This window comes from Bowdeniella nasicola (assembly GCF_001907295.1).
Taxonomy (GTDB): Bacteria; Actinomycetota; Actinomycetes; order Actinomycetales; family Actinomycetaceae; genus Bowdeniella; species Bowdeniella nasicola.
The window spans coordinates 18,081-33,860 of the sequence record NZ_MQVR01000019.1 but is presented as its reverse complement, the minus strand read 5'-3'; the positions used below and the strand labels follow the sequence as shown (position 1 = coordinate 33,860).

Annotated in this window: 18 protein-coding genes and 1 tRNA gene; 10 read left to right on the top strand and 9 right to left on the bottom strand. The window is 65.4% G+C overall.

All coding sequences use genetic code 11. The annotated features are described in order from the left end of the window. Window positions 1-37 precede the first annotated feature (37 nt). Entirely contained in the window at window positions 38-592 is a 555-nt protein-coding gene (locus tag BSZ39_RS04775; RefSeq protein WP_073716236.1) for a restriction endonuclease subunit M, read from the bottom strand. A 222-nt stretch (window positions 593-814) separates the two neighbouring features. After that, window positions 815-901, bottom strand: a tRNA-Leu gene (locus BSZ39_RS04770). A gap of 135 nt (window positions 902-1,036) precedes the next feature. Between BSZ39_RS04770 and BSZ39_RS04765 the strand changes: the two genes are divergently transcribed. The 7 genes from BSZ39_RS04765 to pknB are packed head-to-tail and all read left to right on the top strand — an operon-like array spanning window position 1,037 to window position 9,234. Further along, the gene (locus tag BSZ39_RS04765; protein WP_073716235.1) at window positions 1,037-1,738 is read left to right on the top strand and encodes an FHA domain-containing protein; all 702 of its coding nucleotides are present in this window, start codon (window positions 1,037-1,039) and stop codon (window positions 1,736-1,738) included. A 4-nt stretch (window positions 1,739-1,742) separates the two neighbouring features. Further along, on the top strand, window positions 1,743-2,231 hold the full coding sequence (locus BSZ39_RS04760; protein ID WP_073716234.1) for an FHA domain-containing protein FhaB/FipA: 489 nt from the start codon (window positions 1,743-1,745) through the stop codon (window positions 2,229-2,231). Further along, window positions 2,228-3,553, top strand: a complete 1,326-nt coding sequence (locus BSZ39_RS04755) for a PP2C family protein-serine/threonine phosphatase (RefSeq protein WP_073716233.1) — start codon at window positions 2,228-2,230, stop codon at window positions 3,551-3,553. The genes BSZ39_RS04760 and BSZ39_RS04755 overlap by 4 nt, the downstream gene beginning before the upstream one ends. Beyond that, window positions 3,541-4,980 (top strand): FtsW/RodA/SpoVE family cell cycle protein, encoded by a 1,440-nt coding sequence (locus BSZ39_RS04750; RefSeq protein ID WP_083602951.1) that lies wholly within the window; start codon window positions 3,541-3,543, stop codon window positions 4,978-4,980. Before BSZ39_RS04755 ends, BSZ39_RS04750 begins: the two co-directional genes overlap by 13 nt. Then, window positions 4,977-6,434 (top strand): peptidoglycan D,D-transpeptidase FtsI family protein, encoded by a 1,458-nt coding sequence (locus tag BSZ39_RS04745; RefSeq protein WP_073716231.1) that lies wholly within the window; start codon window positions 4,977-4,979, stop codon window positions 6,432-6,434. Before BSZ39_RS04750 ends, BSZ39_RS04745 begins: the two co-directional genes overlap by 4 nt. Beyond that, a complete protein-coding gene (locus tag BSZ39_RS04740; protein ID WP_073716230.1) occupies window positions 6,431-7,384 on the top strand; it encodes a serine/threonine-protein kinase in 954 nt (317 codons plus the stop codon). Before BSZ39_RS04745 ends, BSZ39_RS04740 begins: the two co-directional genes overlap by 4 nt. Window positions 7,385-7,413: 29 nt before the next feature. Continuing rightward, window positions 7,414-9,234, top strand: a complete 1,821-nt coding sequence (gene pknB, locus BSZ39_RS04735) for a Stk1 family PASTA domain-containing Ser/Thr kinase (RefSeq protein WP_073716229.1) — start codon at window positions 7,414-7,416, stop codon at window positions 9,232-9,234. Here the strand turns inward: pknB and BSZ39_RS04730 are convergent. Genes BSZ39_RS04730 through BSZ39_RS04720 form a run of 4 tightly spaced genes read right to left on the bottom strand, consistent with a single transcriptional unit; the run spans window position 9,231 to window position 11,458 of the window. After that, window positions 9,231-9,803 carry an anthranilate synthase component II gene (locus BSZ39_RS04730; RefSeq protein WP_073716228.1) on the bottom strand — a complete coding sequence of 191 codons (573 nt, stop codon included), beginning with the start codon at window positions 9,801-9,803 and terminating at the stop codon, window positions 9,231-9,233. The two genes, pknB and BSZ39_RS04730, sit on opposite strands and share 4 nt — an antisense overlap. After that, window positions 9,800-9,961 carry a hypothetical protein gene (locus BSZ39_RS14045; RefSeq protein ID WP_169829084.1) on the bottom strand — a complete coding sequence of 54 codons (162 nt, stop codon included), beginning with the start codon at window positions 9,959-9,961 and terminating at the stop codon, window positions 9,800-9,802. The genes BSZ39_RS04730 and BSZ39_RS14045 overlap by 4 nt, the downstream gene beginning before the upstream one ends. Then, window positions 9,961-10,689: a class E sortase gene (locus BSZ39_RS04725; RefSeq protein WP_073716227.1), complete on the bottom strand. Its 729-nt coding sequence runs from the start codon at window positions 10,687-10,689 to the stop codon at window positions 9,961-9,963. Before BSZ39_RS04725 ends, BSZ39_RS14045 begins: the two co-directional genes overlap by 1 nt. Before the next feature lie 31 nt (window positions 10,690-10,720). Then, window positions 10,721-11,458, bottom strand: a complete 738-nt coding sequence (locus BSZ39_RS04720; protein ID WP_083602949.1) for a DUF881 domain-containing protein — start codon at window positions 11,456-11,458, stop codon at window positions 10,721-10,723. A 90-nt stretch (window positions 11,459-11,548) separates the two neighbouring features. Here BSZ39_RS04720 and BSZ39_RS04715 point away from each other — a divergent pair, with 90 nt between their 5' ends. After that, the gene (locus tag BSZ39_RS04715; RefSeq protein ID WP_073716226.1) at window positions 11,549-11,797 is read left to right on the top strand and encodes a cell division protein CrgA; all 249 of its coding nucleotides are present in this window, start codon (window positions 11,549-11,551) and stop codon (window positions 11,795-11,797) included. Between the two features lie 70 nt (window positions 11,798-11,867). Continuing rightward, the gene (locus BSZ39_RS04710) at window positions 11,868-12,710 is read left to right on the top strand and encodes an aldo/keto reductase (protein ID WP_073716225.1); all 843 of its coding nucleotides are present in this window, start codon (window positions 11,868-11,870) and stop codon (window positions 12,708-12,710) included. Window positions 12,711-12,744: 34 nt separating this feature from the next. Here BSZ39_RS04710 and BSZ39_RS04705 read toward each other — a convergent pair whose 3' ends face one another. Together BSZ39_RS04705 and BSZ39_RS04700 are read right to left on the bottom strand one after the other, a co-directional pair. Further along, the gene (locus tag BSZ39_RS04705; protein ID WP_073716224.1) at window positions 12,745-13,611 is read right to left on the bottom strand and encodes a rhomboid family intramembrane serine protease; all 867 of its coding nucleotides are present in this window, start codon (window positions 13,609-13,611) and stop codon (window positions 12,745-12,747) included. Between the two features lie 9 nt (window positions 13,612-13,620). Beyond that, window positions 13,621-14,142 (bottom strand): peptidylprolyl isomerase, encoded by a 522-nt coding sequence (locus BSZ39_RS04700; protein ID WP_073716223.1) that lies wholly within the window; start codon window positions 14,140-14,142, stop codon window positions 13,621-13,623. Window positions 14,143-14,368: 226 nt separating this feature from the next. Between BSZ39_RS04700 and BSZ39_RS04695 the strand changes: the two genes are divergently transcribed. Then, the gene (locus BSZ39_RS04695) at window positions 14,369-15,304 is read left to right on the top strand and encodes a hypothetical protein (protein WP_073716222.1); all 936 of its coding nucleotides are present in this window, start codon (window positions 14,369-14,371) and stop codon (window positions 15,302-15,304) included. A gap of 52 nt (window positions 15,305-15,356) precedes the next feature. On the opposite strand, the gene BSZ39_RS04690 is transcribed toward BSZ39_RS04695, so the two are convergent. Further along, window positions 15,357-15,767 (bottom strand): PQQ-dependent sugar dehydrogenase, encoded by a 411-nt coding sequence (locus BSZ39_RS04690; RefSeq protein WP_073716221.1) that lies wholly within the window; start codon window positions 15,765-15,767, stop codon window positions 15,357-15,359. Window positions 15,768-15,780 lie beyond the last annotated feature (13 nt).

The window sequence follows — 15,780 nt, the reverse complement described above, 5'->3', positions numbered from 1 at the left end:
CGACCATGACCGATACCGACACGCCCGCACTAGCAAGCTAAAACCCCAAACGAGAGGAAAACGCCGTTACACCACTACAAGGGACTTGACCGATGTAGATGGCATCGACCTTGCCCCGATGGGTGTAGGTGAGCATCTCTAGGGCGTGGAAGTTCTCCGCGTTGATGACCGTGTGGAACGGCTTGTCGCCGCCGCGCTCGACCCTGCCCGTCTCCACGAGGCCCGGGTAGATGCGGTCGTTGAACTCCGCGACCACCACCAGATCGTCGGTGATGACTGCCTGGGTCTGAGGCTTCTCGGCATCGAGTTCGAGCAGGTGAGCAATCCGGCCCCCGTCGACGCGCTCGATCCGCTCCACGCGCCACAGTCGCTGGTCGCCCTGCTTGACCTCACCCCGAGGCGGGAGCACCCGCACCTTGTCCCCGCGACGCACGGCCCGCCCGGGTAACTCCACAGCCTCGGGCTGGTGCTGCTCGAAGACCAGGCCGAAGGTCCGCCGCTTCATCAGCGCGGCGAACTCCTTCTCCAGGTCGTCACCGAGTTGCTTGTCGACCTTGCGGGCCTGCCTCAGTAGTTCTGTCAGTCGCGACACTCGCTACGTCTCCTTCACAGTCTGCGAGTGCTCCAGACCCGCTCTGGTCATCGTATGCAACGGCACCGACAGAATGCTTGAAGCTGGGCCGCTCGATGGCGCGGTGGTTAGTCACGGTGTTGTCGAAGGCCGCAGGGGCCCGCCAACGCAGAACTCCCGGCCCTGGTGACCCGGGACCGGGAGTTCTCTTAAAGAAAATTGGCTAGTACTAATGAATAGCCATGGTGCTCGAGAGAAGACTTGAACTTCCACGCCCTTACGGGCACACGGACCTGAACCGTGCGCGTCTACCAATTCCGCCACTCGAGCAGCGTTCAAAGGAGAACACCAGATATCGTAGCGCGGCAGGCCCGCGATTAGGAAATCGTTAGGGGCGAGAGCCTGCGCACACTCCTAACGATAGAATCCCTATGTACCGACAGTCGTGACCGAAGGGGGCGAGCCATGCGCTTTCTCGACAAGTTCGAAAAGAAGGTGGAAAACGTCGTTTCTGGTGCCTTCTCCAAAGCCTTCCGCTCGGAAATCAAGCCGGTCGAGATCGCGTCGGCAGTCCGTCGCACCATGGACGAGCGGGCGGCGGCCGTCGCCCGGGACCGCACGATCGCGCCCAATAAGTTCAGGGTGACGCTGTCCACGACGGACGAGGAAAACTTCGAATCCTGGGGCGCCGATGCCCTCGCCGAAGAAATCGCCGCCGCCGCGACCGAACATGCGGCGAGCCAGTCCTATTCTTTCGTCGGCCCAGTCAAGGTCACCTTTAACCTCGACGATTCACTCGCGACGGGCCAGTACCAGATCACGTCCGCCACGCAGCGCGGCGCCGTCGCCCCCGCCACCGCCGGGACAGCGAGCGAACGTCACCCCATCATCGATATCGACGGTCGGCGCTACCTGCTCACCGGTCCCGTCACCGTGATCGGGCGCGGCTCGGAAGCTGACATCGTCGTCGACGATACGGGCGTCTCGCGCAAACACCTCGAATTGCGGGTCACGCCCCGCGGCGTGATCGCCACCGACCTGAACTCCACGAACGGCATGTACGTCGAGGGCCATAAGGTTCCGGCCGCAACGCTCGTCGACGGCAATACGCTCACGATCGGCCGCACCCGCATCATGTTCTGGAATCAGCCAGGAAACGAGGGCTGAGCATATGAGTGAACTCGCCGTCACGCTGTTGCGGCTGAGCTATCTTGCCCTGCTTTGGCTCTTCATCCTCTTCACCCTCGGCGTCCTGCGCCGCGACGTCTTCGGCACGACGGTCACCCCGCGTGGGCCCGGCCGCCAAGCGCCGGCCCGCACCAAACCGCGCCGCCAGGCCCGGCCGCAACGCACCCCCGCGGCCCGCTTTGAGCCGCGTCGCCTCATCGTCACCGAAGGGCCCCTCACCGGATCCGCCGTGCCGCTCGCGAACTCGGCCGTCATCGTCGGTCGCGCCTCCACCTGCACGCTCGTGCTCGATGACGACTACTCCTCCAGCCGCCACGCCCGCTTCTTCCCGCACGAGGGCGCCTGGTACGTCGAAGATCTCGACTCCACGAACGGCACCTACGTCAACGGCTCACGCATTTTCCAGGCGACGCCCGTGCCGACGGGCACACCCGTGCGGATCGGTTCGCACGTCATGGAGCTGCGTCGATGAGCGTCCAGTTCAAGTACGCGGCCCGCTCCGACGTCGGAATCGTGCGCTCCAATAACCAGGATTCGGCCTATGCCGGGCCGCATCTGCTCGTCCTCGCCGACGGCATGGGCGGGCCCGCCGGCGGCGATATTGCGTCCTCCGTCGCCGTCGCCCACCTCGCGCCCCTCGACGATGACGTGCCCAGCGCCGATGACCTCATCGACCAGCTGCGCGATGCCGTCGAATCCGCGCACGACGAGCTCATGAACCGCTCGGATACGGACCCGGACCTCGAAGGGCTCGGGACGACGTGTATCGCAATCCTGCGCTCCGGCACCAAACTCGGCATGGTCCATATCGGCGACTCGCGCGCCTACTTGCTACGCGAGGGCGAGCTGAAACAGCTGACGACGGACCACACCTACGTCCAGCATCTCGTCGACACGGGTCGGATCTCGGCCGAAGACGCCGAGCATCATCCGATGCGCAACATGATTTTGCGGGCCCTCGGCGATACCGACGGCGAGGTCCTGCTCGACACCTCGGTACGCGAAGCTCACCCCGCGGATCGGTGGCTCCTCGCCTCCGACGGCCTGTTCGGCGTCGTCTCCCACGAGACCATCACCGAGACGCTGCTGGAGATCGCCGACGTGGGCGACTGCGCCGACGAGCTCATCAACCTCGCGCTGCGGGCCGGTGCGCCCGATAACGTGACCGTCATCGTGTGCGACACCGTCGAGACGAACAGCCTGCGCGACGGCGCCCAGCCCTCGACCGTCCCCCAGATCGTCGGTGCGGCCGCGACCGACCGGCTCGCCCGCACCCGCGCGAGCGAGTTTTCCGGCGCCGCCGGACGCGCCGCCAAACTGCGCCCCAGCCGCGAGCTGGACGAGAGCGAGGAGGACACCGCCGCGCCGCGCCACCGCGGCCGCATCATCGGTCGCACGCTCGGCGCACTCCTCATAGCGATCATCGTCATCGGCTCGCTCGCCGCCGGCTATTCGTGGACGCGCACCCAGTTCTACGTCGCCGAAGATGACGGCGTCGTCACCGTCTTCCAGGGCATCCCGCAACGCCTCGGCCCACTCGCGCTGTCCGATATCCACCACCGCACCGATATCGCCGTCGCGGATCTGCCCACCTACGCCAAGGAGCGCCTCGCCACCCCGACGACGCGATCCTCGCTCGCCGAGGCCGAAGCCATCGTCGAGAATTTCCGCGACCTGCTCACTCCCCCTTCCTCGGGCGGGACGCAGCCGGCGCCCGCCCCCGCGCAATCCGAGGAACCCACCGACAGTCCGTCATCGCGCGCCGCGCACCCCGAGGTGCCATGGCTACTGTAGCGATGCGCCCGGCGCGCTCCGGTCGGCTCACCGAGCTGCTGCTGCTTATCCCCGCGCTCGCGCTGGGGCTATACGCGTATCTGCAGGTCGGGCTCGCCGTCGACGGGGCCGTCCCCGCTCGTCTCACGATGTATGCCGGCGGCTTCGCGGTGCTCGCGATCGCCACCCACCTCATCGTGCGGTGGCGCGCGCCCTACGCGGATCCGGTCATCGTGCCGATCGCCGTCGCCCTCAACGGGATCGGCCTCGCGATGATCGCCCGCCTCGACATCGCCTATCTCGCCCGCAACGCGGACGCCCGGCCGTTTGCCGTCGGACAGCTGCAGTGGACGGTCCTCGGCATCCTGCTGTGCATCGCCGTCGTCTTCCTTCTTAAAGACCACCGCACGCTGCGGCGCTTTACCTACCTCTCGCTCGTCGGCGGCCTGGTCATGCTGCTCCTGCCGCTCGTGCCGGGGCTCGGCAAGACGATTAACGGCTCGCGCATCTGGATCGGCTTCGGCAGCTTTTCCTTCCAGCCCGCCGAGATCGCGAAGATCCTGCTCGCGGTGTTCTTCGCCGGCTACCTCGCGACCCAGCGCGATAACCTCGCCCTCGCGGGCCCGAAGATCCTCGGCCTGCAACTGCCCCGCATCCGTGACTTCGGCCCCATCGTCATCGCGTGGGGCGTCGCCGTCGCGGTCCTCGTCCTCGAAAAGGACATGGGCACCTCGCTGCTGTTCTTCGGCCTGTTCGTCGCGATGCTCTACGTCGCGACCGAACGCACGAGCTGGATCATCATCGGGATCTCGATGTTCCTCGCGGCGGTGATCGTCGCCGGCAACCTCTTCAGCCATGTCTACGCCCGCTACGAAATATGGCGCAATCCGCTCGATCCTGAGCTGTATGCGCGCAGCCCCGGCGGCTCCTATCAGCTCGTCCAGGGCCTGTTCGGCATGGCGCAGGGCGGCCTCATGGGCACCGGTTGGGGGTACGGCCACCCCGAGCTCGTCTACGCAGCGCACTCCGACTCGATTACCGCCTCCCTCGGCGAGGAACTCGGCCTGACCGGCCTCATCGCGATCCTCCTGCTCTACCTCATCCTCGCGCTGCGGGCGATCCGCGTCGGCCTCACGATCCGTGACGCGTTCGGCAAGCTGCTGTGCGGCGGCATCGGCTTCATCCTCGCGTTCCAGGTGTTCGTCGTCGTCGGCGGCATCACGCGCGTCATCCCGCTGACCGGCCTCACGCTGCCGTTCCTCTCGCAGGGGGGCTCCTCCCTCATCGCGAACTGGATGATCATCGGGTTGCTGCTGCGCATCTCCAACGGCGCGCGCGGCCCCGGCGTGCCCGCGCCGACGCCGCAGGTCGTGCAGGGCCCGGTCCCGCCCACGATCGGCGACCTGTCCGATGACCTACAAAAGACCGAGGAGGTGATGCTGCGATGAATACCCCGCTGCGCCGCCTGTCGGTCGTCATGATGCTCATGTTCGTCGCGCTGTTGGTCTCGACGACGACGATCCAGTTCTTCCAGGCCCCCAAGCTCAACGCCGACTCGCGCAACGTGCGCGAGATCTACCGCGAATACGGCCGCGACCGCGGCCCGATTATCGTCGCCGGCGAAGCGATCGCCTCCTCGGTGCCCTCCGAGGATGTCTATCGCTTCCAACGCACCTACGCCAACGGCCCGCTGTATGCCCCGGTAACCGGCTATTTTGCGACGGCCTTCAACTCAGCAACCGGCCTGGAACGCACCGAATCGCAGGTCCTGAACGGGACGGCGGATTCGCTGCTCATCTCCCGTTTGCAGGACCTCATCACGGGTAAGCAGCCGAAGGGTGGCTCCGTCGAGCTCACGTTGAATCCCGCGGCGCAGCAGGCCGCCTACGAGGCGCTCGGTAACCAGAACGGCGCCGTCGTCGCCCTGCGACCGAACACAGGCGAGGTCCTCGCGATGGTCTCGACGCCAAGCTTCGACCCGAACGCGCTCGCGACTCACAAGAACAAGGAAGCGCAGGCCGCGTTCAATGCGCTACAGGACGACGAGAACAAGCCGCTCAATAACCGCGCGATCGGCCCGACGACATACCCGCCCGGCTCGGTTTTCAAGATCGTTACTGCCGCCGCCCATTTGGAGGCGAACGGTGGCGATGCGACGCAGGAAGTCCCGACCGATGCGACGTTCCAGCTGCCGAACTCGTCGGCGATCCTGCATAACCCCGGCCGCGGCAGCTGCGGCCCGACAGATACCGGCCCCCTCACCTATGCCTTCGCCCACTCGTGCAATACGACATTCGCAAAGCTCGCGCTGAGCGTCGGCACCGATGCGCTAACGCAAAAGGCCAAAGACTTCGGCTTCGGAAGCCAGCTCGATATGCCGCTGCGCGTCGCCGCCTCGACGACGGGCACCATCGGCGATCAGGCCCAGTTAGCGATGAGCGGCATCGGCCAGTACGAGGTGCGTGTAACGCCGATGCAGATGGCGATGGTTGCCTCGGCCGTCGCCAATAACGGCTCCCTCATGCAACCCCAGCTCATCAAGACGATCCGCGACGCCGACCTATCGGCGATTTCGACGCCGACCCCGCGGGAGATCTCGCGACCGATGTCGGCCCAGACCGCCGCGACGATTAAGACCCTCATGGAGGGCGTCGTCACCGATGGCACCGGAAAGCCCGCCGCGATCTCCGGCGTGAAGGTTGCCGCGAAGACGGGCACCGCGCAGACCGGCAACGAGTCGCACGCCCACGCCTGGATCGTGGCCTTCGCGCCCGCTGACGATCCCCAGATCGCCGTTGCCGTCATCGTCGAAAACGGTGGCGACGCGGGCTCCGCGGCCGACGGCGGCCGCACCGCCGGCCCGATCGCCAAACGCGTGATGGAGGCGGTGATCAAGAAATGAGCCCGTTCATCAGCCAGGCCGCGGCGCCCGGGACCGTCCTCGCGGGCCGCTTCTGCCTCGACGAACGTCTCGCCTCCGGCGGCATGGGTGAGGTTTGGCGCGGCACCGACCTCGACGCCGAACCGACCGGCATTCGCCAGGTCGCCATCAAAGTCCTCGCCCCCGAGCTTCGCTCCCAGCGCGTCTTCCTCGACCGCCTCGCGGCCGAGGCCGTGAACCTCGGTTCGCTCAACCATCCCTCGCTCGCGCGCTTCATCGCGCATGGCCACTCGGGCACGATCGACTATCTCGCGATGGAATATGTCCCGGGCGTCCCCCTGCACGTCCTGGCCGCGGGCGGCGCGAGTGAGGATATGCCCGCAGGCAGCACCCCGAACGCCGAAGTTGGGGGCCTGACCTACCGCCGGATCGCCGCGATCCTCGCGCACGTCGCCGCGGCTCTCGCACACGCACATGAGCGCGGCGTCGTCCACCGCGACGTCAAACCCGCAAACATCCTCGTAAAACCCGATCCCACCGGCGACCAGGTCTGGGTCACTGATTTTGGGATCGCATTCGGCCGCGGCGCGAGCGACCTCACCGAACCCGGCCGCGTCATGGGCACGGCCGAGTATCTCGCGCCCGAGCGCGTCAAGGGTGGACCGTCCTCGCCCGCGACAGACCTCTACGCTCTCGGCGTGACCGCGTTTGAAGTGATTACCGGGTATCGGCCCTACGATGGACCTAGTCCGGTGGCGATCGCGATGAAACATATCCTGGAGCCACCCCCGCCCCTGCCCATTCGGGTGCCACCGCGCCTCGCGCGCCTGGTGAGCGCCCTACTAGCGAAAGACCCCGTGAAACGACCGCGCACTGCGGCCCAGGTCTCGCGCGAGTTCGCTAACTGTGCCCATATTCCCAGTCCAACACCACCCGAGCCGCCGGCCCCGCCGGCGCCGGAGGCCCTATAGGAGGACCCGTGGTAGATCGAGCCCCGCAAATGCTGGCGGGCCGTTACGAGATCGGCGAGTTGATCGGTCGTGGCGGCATGGCCGAAGTCCATATCGGTTACGACACCCGACTCTCGCGTCGGGTGGCGATCAAGCTGCTGCGCGAAGAGCTCGCGCGCGACCCGGTGTTCCTCGCCCGCTTCCGTAGGGAAGCGCAGTCCTCCGCGGCGCTCAATAACTCGACGATCGTCGGCGTCTACGACACTGGCGAAGAGGAAGTCATCTCCCCGCGCAACGGCGAAAAAGTGAGCCTGCCGTACATCATCATGGAGTACGTCGAGGGCCACACGGTGCGTGATCTGCTTAAGGACGGCACCGCCGTCCCGATAAACGAGGCCGTCGAGATCGTCAACAGCGTGCTCATCGCGCTCGAGTACGCGCACCGCGCGGGCATCGTCCACCGGGACATCAAACCCGGCAACGTCATGCTCACCCCGCAGGGCGACGTCAAGGTCATGGACTTCGGCATCGCGCGCGCGATGGCCGATTCGCAGGCGACGATGACACAGGCGAATGCCGTCGTCGGCACCGCCCAGTACCTGAGCCCGGAGCAGGCGCGCGGCGAGGTCGTCGACGCGCGCTCCGACCTGTACTCGACGGGCTGCCTGCTCTTCGAACTGCTGACCGGCCAGCCGCCGTTCACCGGCGATAGCGCGGTCGCGATCGCCTACCAGCACGTGCGCGAAACGCCGCGCACGCCGTCCTCGGTCGCGTCCGATATCCCGGAGGCGCTCGACCGCGTCGTGCTGAAATCCCTCGCGAAGGACCGCGAGCAGCGCTACGCCGACGCCGACGCGATGCGCAAGGACCTCCTCGCCGCTGTGCGCGGTGGCACGGTCTCGGCGCCGTCGACCGCGGTGTGGGGCGTCGCCGGCGGGATCGCGCCGGGAGCGACCACCGCTATGGCGACCCCGGTCCAGCGCGACACCCAGATGCTGCCCCCGGAGCCCGCGACCTCGACACAGCCCGCGCTGCGCACCGAGGAGAAGAAGAACTCCAAGGGCTGGCTGTGGGGGCTGCTCGCCTTCCTCGTCGTCACCCTCGGCGTCGTCGCCGCCTACCTCGCGATGAACGGCAACAAGGAGCCCGAAGTCGAAATGGTGAAGGTCCCGGTGATGACCGATCTGAACCAGGCGGGCGTGCGCAACGCGCTCAGCCAGGCGGGCCTCGAGATCAATATCGGCGATGAGGTCGCCGACGACAAGATCCCCGTCGGCATCTTCGTCTCCTCCGACCCCGCACCAGGCGAAGAGGTGAAGAAGGGCAGCACCGTCACCGTGCATTTCTCCTCCGGCCCGGGCGTGGTGACCGTGCCCGATGTCAGGGGCCAGTCCCAGGAGCAGGCGATCAAGGTCTTGGAAAAGGCCGGCCTGAAGGTCTCCAGCGTGAAACAGGAAGACGCGCCCCGCAAGGAGCAAGACGTCGTCTTGTCGACGAACCCGGAAAACGGCGCCAAGGTCGCAAAGAACGCGGCGATCGAGCTCACGGTCGCGTCGGGCTACGTCAACGTGCCCGACCTTAAGGGCAAGACGCTGCAGGAAGCCACGAAGATAATCAACGAGGAACTCGGCCTGTCCGTCACGACGACGGAGCAGGAGTCCGGCGATTATGAGCCGGGCACGGTGCTGCAGCAGGACCGTTCCGGCAAGGTTGAGGTCGGCACGACGATCGCGCTGACGATCGCGAAGGAAGCGCGGGACGTCATCGTTCCGACGACGCCGACCCCGACCGACTCGGTGACCCCCAACCCGACGGGGACGCCGAGCAAAGGCAAAGAGATCCCGTCACCGCCTGGAGAGGATCGCAGCTAACGCGCGAGATTTAGCCAGTTTTTCAACAGCTCCGCCCCGAATTCGGTGAGAATCGATTCGGGGTGGAACTGTACTCCGTACAGCGGCAGCTCACGGTGTTCGATCGCCATGACGGTGCCCGTCGGCGATGTGCCCGTCACCCGTAGCTCGGCGGGCACGGAAGCCGCGTCGATCGCGAGCGAGTGGTAGCGCGCGACCGTCAACGGCGACGGCAGCCCGGCAAACAGCCCCGTCCCGTCGTGCGTGACGGTATCGGCCTTGCCGTGCATGAGTTCGGGCGCGTGCGTGACGCGAGCGCCGAAGGCCTCGCCAAGTGCCTGATGACCAAGGCACACGCCCAGCATCGGGACGCGATGCGTCGCGCAGGCCTTAATCGCGGCGATGGAATGACCTGCGTCGCTCGGCGTGCCTGGTCCTGGGGAGACGACGACGCCGTCGACGTCGCGCGGATCCGTGGGCGCGATATCGGCGCGCACGACCTCGACGTCAGCGCCGAGCTGGCGTAGGTAGGAGGTGATGGTGTGGACGAACGAGTCGAAGTTGTCGATCATCCGGATGCGGACGGTCATTCGATATCGACGGCATCCTGTTGGAAGGGCATGTACGGCTCGATCACCGGGAAGACGAACTCGAACAAGAGGTAGATGACGCCGGCTAGCAGCAGCAGCGCGAGGATGAGCCGCAGCCAGAACGGTCCGGGAAGTACCCGCCAGATTGCTCCGTACATTAGCCCTCCTTCACGAGCGCGTCGGGCATGCCGGCATCGCGCGGGATCCAATAGTCGAACGCCGTGTAGACGATATACCGCTCGCGCGTGGACATGAGCGGATGGCACGTCGTAAGCGTGAGGAGCGATTCGGTCGGCTCCGCGTCCGGCTGGCGCGGCACGGGGTAGAGGACCTCGCCCGCATCGGGCAGGACAATCTCGTGCGAGCGCACCTTGTAGACGAGCCACGCCTTGTCCGTCTCGACGATAACCTCATCGCCTTCTTGCAACGTATCGATGTGCTGGAAGACGGAGCCGCGCGTCATCCGGTGCGCGGCGAGCCCCGCGTTGCCGAGCGCACCGATCGGGGCGGTGTCGGGATAGTGGCCGATCAGGCCGTGGTTGAGTACCTCGGAGTACGACAGGCCCTCGGCGATCGTCACCTGGTAGTCGTCGCCCCAGCGCGGCACATAGAGCTTGGCGAAGCCCTTGTTCTTGCCGTTGATCTCGGCGGCCGGGGGCGCGTCCGTTCGCCGCTGCGCCGGTTCCACCTTCTTTTCGACCTTCGGGGCGAACCGCTCTTCGAGCTGGGCGACCGCCTTGGCGTTGTTCTCGTTGGCTTCGAAGTTGGTGTACCACATCTGCCACACGAGGAAGAGTCCGATGAACGCTCCCGCGGTGAAGAGCAGCTCGCCGATGATCAGCGTGACGATGTCGAATGCGGACCGCTTCTTCTTCTGTCGCCTCATCGCGCGACGGAAGGACGGTGGGGGTGGAGCCTCAGTCATCCTGGCCTTCCAAAACCTTGGCATAGTTCAGCTCGATTGTGCCGTCATACGCGGGCATTGTCACGGCCGACTTTTCCGTCACCGACAGTCCGAGCCCGGCAGCCGCGACATATTGCCGATAAATATGCACCTGCGGGGAGGCATCGAGCGCAGCCTTCAATTTCTTTTGGTCACCGATCGCAGTGATGACATAGGGCGGGGAGAACCGCTGATCGTGGATGAGCAGGACGTTGCCGACGCAGCGCACACCCGACGTGGAGGCGAGCCGCTGGCCCTGCACCGTCATCGCTTCGGCGCCGCCCGCCCACAGGGCATTCATGATCGCTTCCACGTCCTGTTGGTGGACGACGAGCTGATTGGGATCGAAGGCGCCCGACTCGACTGTGGTCTTCGGGGCGTCCCACAGCTGCACCTCGATGGCGTCGCCGGTCATTTCCCGGTCGAGGTAGCCAAAGATGCTCGGGTGGGTTTCTTTCTGGTCGTCGTCCTGGCCCGCTTGGGCGATCGCCTGGTCGACCTTGTCGCGCAGCGCCGAGACCGCCTTTTCGCGGTTTTCGAGCTTCGCCGTCTCGAACTGGACGAGCTCCACTAGGTTTTGGGGCGTGCGGTTTTCGCGATCGTCGAAGAGCTGAGCGTTGGCAGCAAAGAGTAGGCCGGCGCCGATGGCAACCAAGCCGGCCGGAATGGAGGATCCCATCGGATGCCACCACGGGTACGTGCGCTTGCTCACCCCACCGCTTTCTTTCGAGCTATATTTCGTCGAGTTCTTGCTCCAGACTAAGCTAAGAGAAGTTGTCCTGCCTATCCCCCGGAGGATGTCGTGCCGAAGTCGCGCAACCGTAAGAAGGCGGCCCCGAAGCAGCCGCAGACCCCCCGCACGCGGGAGGTCGCGACCTCCCCTGAATGGTGGGCGCCCGTCATGGTGACCCTCATGATCCTGGGTCTCATCTGGGTCGTCATCACCTACCTCATGGGAGGGCGCTGGCCCCTGCCCATCGGAAACTGGAATCTCGCCGTCGGTATCGGCCTGATGCTGTCCGGGTTCCTTATGACGATCGGCTGGCGGTAGCCGCCGACGGTCGTAGGCTTAAGGGTAAGAGCGACATACTGCCGCTTTAGTCCTAGAACAAGGAGCCCTAATGCCTCACGTTCCCTCCCTGTCCCTGCGCGATGGCACGACGATCCCCCAGCTCGGTTTCGGTGTCTGGCAGGTCGAAGACGACGTCGCTGAAACAGCCGTAAGTCAGGCCCTGGCCGATGGCTACCGCCTGATCGACACCGCGAAGATCTACGGCAACGAAGAAGGCGTCGGCCGGGCGATCGCCGCGAGCGGCGTTGCACGCGAGGACATCTACCTCACGACGAAGCTGTGGAACAAGGACCACGGCCGCGGCAATGTGCGCGCCGCGTTCGAGGGCTCACTAGAGCGCCTCGGCGTCGACTATGTCGATCTCTACCTCATCCACTGGCCCTGCCCGAAGGACGACCTGTACATCGAGACGTACCAGGCAATGATTGAACTGCGGGCCGAGGGCCGCGTGAAATCGATCGGCGTCTCGAACTTCCTGCCCTATCACCTCAAGCGCCTGATCGATGAGACCGGCGATATCCCGGTCGTGAACCAGATCGAGCTGCATCCCTACCATTCGCGTCCGGACCTGCGGGAACTGCACCACCGTTACGAGATCGCGACCGAGGCCTACTCCCCGCTGTCGTCGGGCCACGGCCTGCTGGACAATGAGGTCGTCGTTGCGGTTGCGAAGGAAGCTGGCGTGACGCCGGCGCAGGCGGTCCTCGCCTGGCACCTCGCGATCGGTAACGTCGTGATTCCGAAGTCGGTGACGCCCGAGCGCATCACGCAGAACCTGCAGGCGGTCGATGTTGAGCTGACCGAGGACCAGGTCGCCGCGGTCTCCGCGCTGGAGCGCGCGCAGTCGTTCGGCTCGAATCCCGACGAGGTCTACATCGACCTTTGGGGATAAAGTTATCCACAGCCTTTTCCCCAGCTGGGGATAGTTACACGAGTGTAACTCCCACAGATGCATACTTGACGATGACCGCAGCAGCGAGGGCTGCGGCCACGCCTGCCGCGGTCGCCCAAGCGCCCCAAGCCCACTTTTTCTGGGCTGAATAGATAAATCCGTAGCCGACGATCGCGCCCGTGACGAGGCCACCGATGTGGGCCTGCCACGAGATCCCGGCGACGATGAAGCCGTAGGCGAGGTTGACCGCGATGAGGATCGTGATCGCTCGCATGTCGGCCTTGGCCTTCTTATTCAGGACGAACAGCGCCCCGAACAGGCCGAAGATTGCACCCGAAGCACCGACGGTGCCGGTCACCCAGTCCATGCTGCTGGGTGAGGCGAGCAGCAGCACGAAGGTGGAGCCGCCGAGCGCCGAGAGCAGATAGAGCAGGATGAAGCGCGCCTTGCCGAGGATCGGCTCGAGGCCCTGACCGAGCATCCACAGCGCGAACATGTTGAGCGCGAGATGCCACAGGTTCGCGTGCAGGAACGCGCTCGTGAGCATGCGCCACGGCTCGCTCGCGCCGATCGCCGGCCCGAAGATGAGCAGTTGCCGCAGCGACGGGAAGACCCAGCCGAGCAGCTGCACGGCGACGCACAGGTAGATGATGCCCATCGTGACCTGCGTCGTGCCGGTGAACCCGCCGACCTTCGCGCCGCCGAGCGTCCGCTTGACGGGCGCGCGCTTATTGAATTCGCGCGCGCAGTCGACGCATCGCACTCCTACGGGTGCTTGCACCTGGCATTTCGTACACGTCGGCTGCCCGCAGCGCTGACAGGACACGTAGGTGACCTGGTCAGGATGCCGCGGGCACGTCGGGGCCAAGGCGGGATGCTGTTCGCCGTAGGAGTGCGTCATGCGCGTCTCTTAGTCTTCGGTGATCTCGATCGCCTCGATGACGACCTCCGGATTCGGTCGGGTGTCGACCGTCGGGACCGCGGAGATCTTATCGACGACGGCCTTCGACTCGTCATCGACGACCTTGCCGAAGATCGTGTGCTTGCCCTGCAGCCACGGCGTCGGCACGGAGGTGATGAAGAACTGCGAACCGTTGGTGCCCTTGCCGCCGCGCTTGCCAGCGTTGGCCATGGCGAGGATGTAGGGCTCGTTGAAGTGGAGTTCGGGGTGGATCTCGTCATCGAACATGTAGCCCGGACCGCCGGTGCCGGTGCCGATGGGATCGCCGCCCTGGATCATGAAATCGGGGATGACGCGGTGGAAAATCGTGCCATCGTACAGCGGCTCGGTGCTGGCCTCGCCCGTCGCGGGGTTCGTCCATTCCTGCTCGCCGGTGGCGAGTCCAACGAAGTTCTTCACCGTCACCGGGGCGTGGTTCGGGAGAAGCTTGACGACGATGGGGCCTTCAGAGGTCTTGATCGTTGCTCTCATGGTTTAAGTGTTCCATGTTCGCGTCGCGCGTGCGCACGCGGTAGCGCGCTGTACGCGGGGAATGAACACGCTTTTAGGTGCGCCAGCTCACGTGGGGCAATAAGATGAAGAGTTAGGCCCAGCTGCCGGGGCGACGACCTGCGCGCCCGGGCAGAACAAGGCAAGATAGATACCAGCAGCCACGCTTAGATGACGTGGTGGGAATCAACAAGAACGAGGAGTCCCAATGTCGTTCAGCTGCAAGAAGAAGAAGATCGAAAAGAAGTCTGCTCTCGCAGCCAAGAGCGCACGCTCTGCTGCTAAGGATGCGGGCTCCCTGGTCTCCGAGCAGGCCCATGATCTGTCGAAGCAGGCCGCGAAGTACTTCGGCCAGGCTCAGGATTGGGCCGAGCCGCGCGTTAAGGACGCCCTGGACAGTGGCAAGGATGCCTACGCCCGGGCCCGTAAGGAAACCGTGAAATTTGCTGCGCCGAAGATCGAGGCCGCCACGGAAGCCGTGCGCCCGAAAGTTGATCACGCCTACGAGGCCATCGCCGATGACTACCTGCCGCGGATTCAAAAGGCCATGCACGATGCCGCGAAGGCCGCGCAGTCGACCAAGGGTCTGGACAAGAAGGCTCGCAAGGCTGGCAAGGCCGCGCAGAAGGCCCTTAGCAAGAAGCCGAAGTCGAACACCGCTGCCAAGACCTTCGGTTGGGTGCTCGTCGGCACCGTTGCTGCTGGCGCTGGCTACCTGCTGTGGCGTCGCACCCAGCCGATCGAGGATCCCTGGGCGGAGGAGTACTGGAACGAGGCCGAAGGCGCCAAGCCGGTCGCGCTGCACGCGAAGAATGATTCGCAGCTCGCCGACAAGGTCAAGGACGCGGTCGACAACGTCAAGGACGGCGCCAAGAACGCTGCCGACGCCGTGGGCGCCAAGGTCGAAGAGATCAAGGACAAGGTCGAGAAGGATTCCGGCAAGGACGTGAAGGTCGAGGCTCCGGCCGGCGGCCTCGGCGCCAAGCCGGTCGACGAGGTCAAGCCTTCCGATCTCGCCAAGAAGGACGACGGCAAGCTCGGTGAGGTTCGCGAGGACCTCAAGGACGCCGGCGACAACGTCAAGGAAGCCGCGGACAACGCGAAGAAGGCCGTCGACAAGAAGATCGACGATCTGAAGAAGTAACCTTCTCAATCAAAAGTGGCGGGTACCGGTTGGTGCCCGCCACTTTTGTGTCTCACCTCGAGACGTTGATGATGAGGTCGCCCTGCTCGCCGGGCTCCCCGCGGCCGTCGAGATTACTCGTCGCCGCCCAGATCTCACCCTCGGGTGTCACGACCACGTCACGGATCCGCCCCTGGCCTTCGATGAGCAGGTCCTGCCGGGTCGGATCGCTCCGGTCGACGGCGCGCAGGCTGCGTCCACGCAGATTCGCGATGAGCACCCGATCCCCGTCGACCGCGATCCCGCTCGGCGAGGCGTCCGCCGTCGCCCACTGCGCGATCGGGTCGATGAAGACACCGTTCGCGATCCCCTCGGCCTCGGGCCAGCCGTAGTTGCCGCCCGCTTCGATGACGTTGAGCTCGTCGAAGGTCGAGGCTCCGAACTCGGAGGCATACATCGTGCCGTCCTCTGCCCAGGCCGGCATTCGGGATTCCCTC

Excerpts from the sequence above, each read along its gene's own strand:
- BSZ39_RS04765 (WP_073716235.1), top strand. The coding sequence starts at position 1,037 with ATGCGCTTTCTCGACAAGTTCGAAAAGAAGGTGGAAAACGTCGTTTCT.
- BSZ39_RS04760 (WP_073716234.1), top strand. The coding sequence starts at position 1,743 with ATGAGTGAACTCGCCGTCACGCTGTTGCGGCTGAGCTATCTTGCCCTG.
- BSZ39_RS04755 (WP_073716233.1), top strand. The coding sequence starts at position 2,228 with ATGAGCGTCCAGTTCAAGTACGCGGCCCGCTCCGACGTCGGAATCGTG.
- BSZ39_RS04750 (WP_083602951.1), top strand. The coding sequence starts at position 3,541 with ATGGCTACTGTAGCGATGCGCCCGGCGCGCTCCGGTCGGCTCACCGAG.
- BSZ39_RS04745 (WP_073716231.1), top strand. The coding sequence starts at position 4,977 with ATGAATACCCCGCTGCGCCGCCTGTCGGTCGTCATGATGCTCATGTTC.
- BSZ39_RS04740 (WP_073716230.1), top strand. The coding sequence starts at position 6,431 with ATGAGCCCGTTCATCAGCCAGGCCGCGGCGCCCGGGACCGTCCTCGCG.
- pknB (WP_073716229.1), top strand. The coding sequence starts at position 7,414 with ATGCTGGCGGGCCGTTACGAGATCGGCGAGTTGATCGGTCGTGGCGGC.
- BSZ39_RS04730 (WP_073716228.1), bottom strand. The coding sequence starts at position 9,803 with ATGACCGTCCGCATCCGGATGATCGACAACTTCGACTCGTTCGTCCAC.
- BSZ39_RS14045 (WP_169829084.1), bottom strand. The coding sequence starts at position 9,961 with ATGTACGGAGCAATCTGGCGGGTACTTCCCGGACCGTTCTGGCTGCGG.
- BSZ39_RS04725 (WP_073716227.1), bottom strand. The coding sequence starts at position 10,689 with ATGAGGCGACAGAAGAAGAAGCGGTCCGCATTCGACATCGTCACGCTG.
- BSZ39_RS04710 (WP_073716225.1), top strand. The coding sequence starts at position 11,868 with ATGCCTCACGTTCCCTCCCTGTCCCTGCGCGATGGCACGACGATCCCC.
- BSZ39_RS04705 (WP_073716224.1), bottom strand. The coding sequence starts at position 13,611 with ATGACGCACTCCTACGGCGAACAGCATCCCGCCTTGGCCCCGACGTGC.
- BSZ39_RS04700 (WP_073716223.1), bottom strand. The coding sequence starts at position 14,142 with ATGAGAGCAACGATCAAGACCTCTGAAGGCCCCATCGTCGTCAAGCTT.
- BSZ39_RS04695 (WP_073716222.1), top strand. The coding sequence starts at position 14,369 with ATGTCGTTCAGCTGCAAGAAGAAGAAGATCGAAAAGAAGTCTGCTCTC.
- BSZ39_RS04690 (WP_073716221.1), bottom strand. The coding sequence starts at position 15,767 with ATGCCGGCCTGGGCAGAGGACGGCACGATGTATGCCTCCGAGTTCGGA.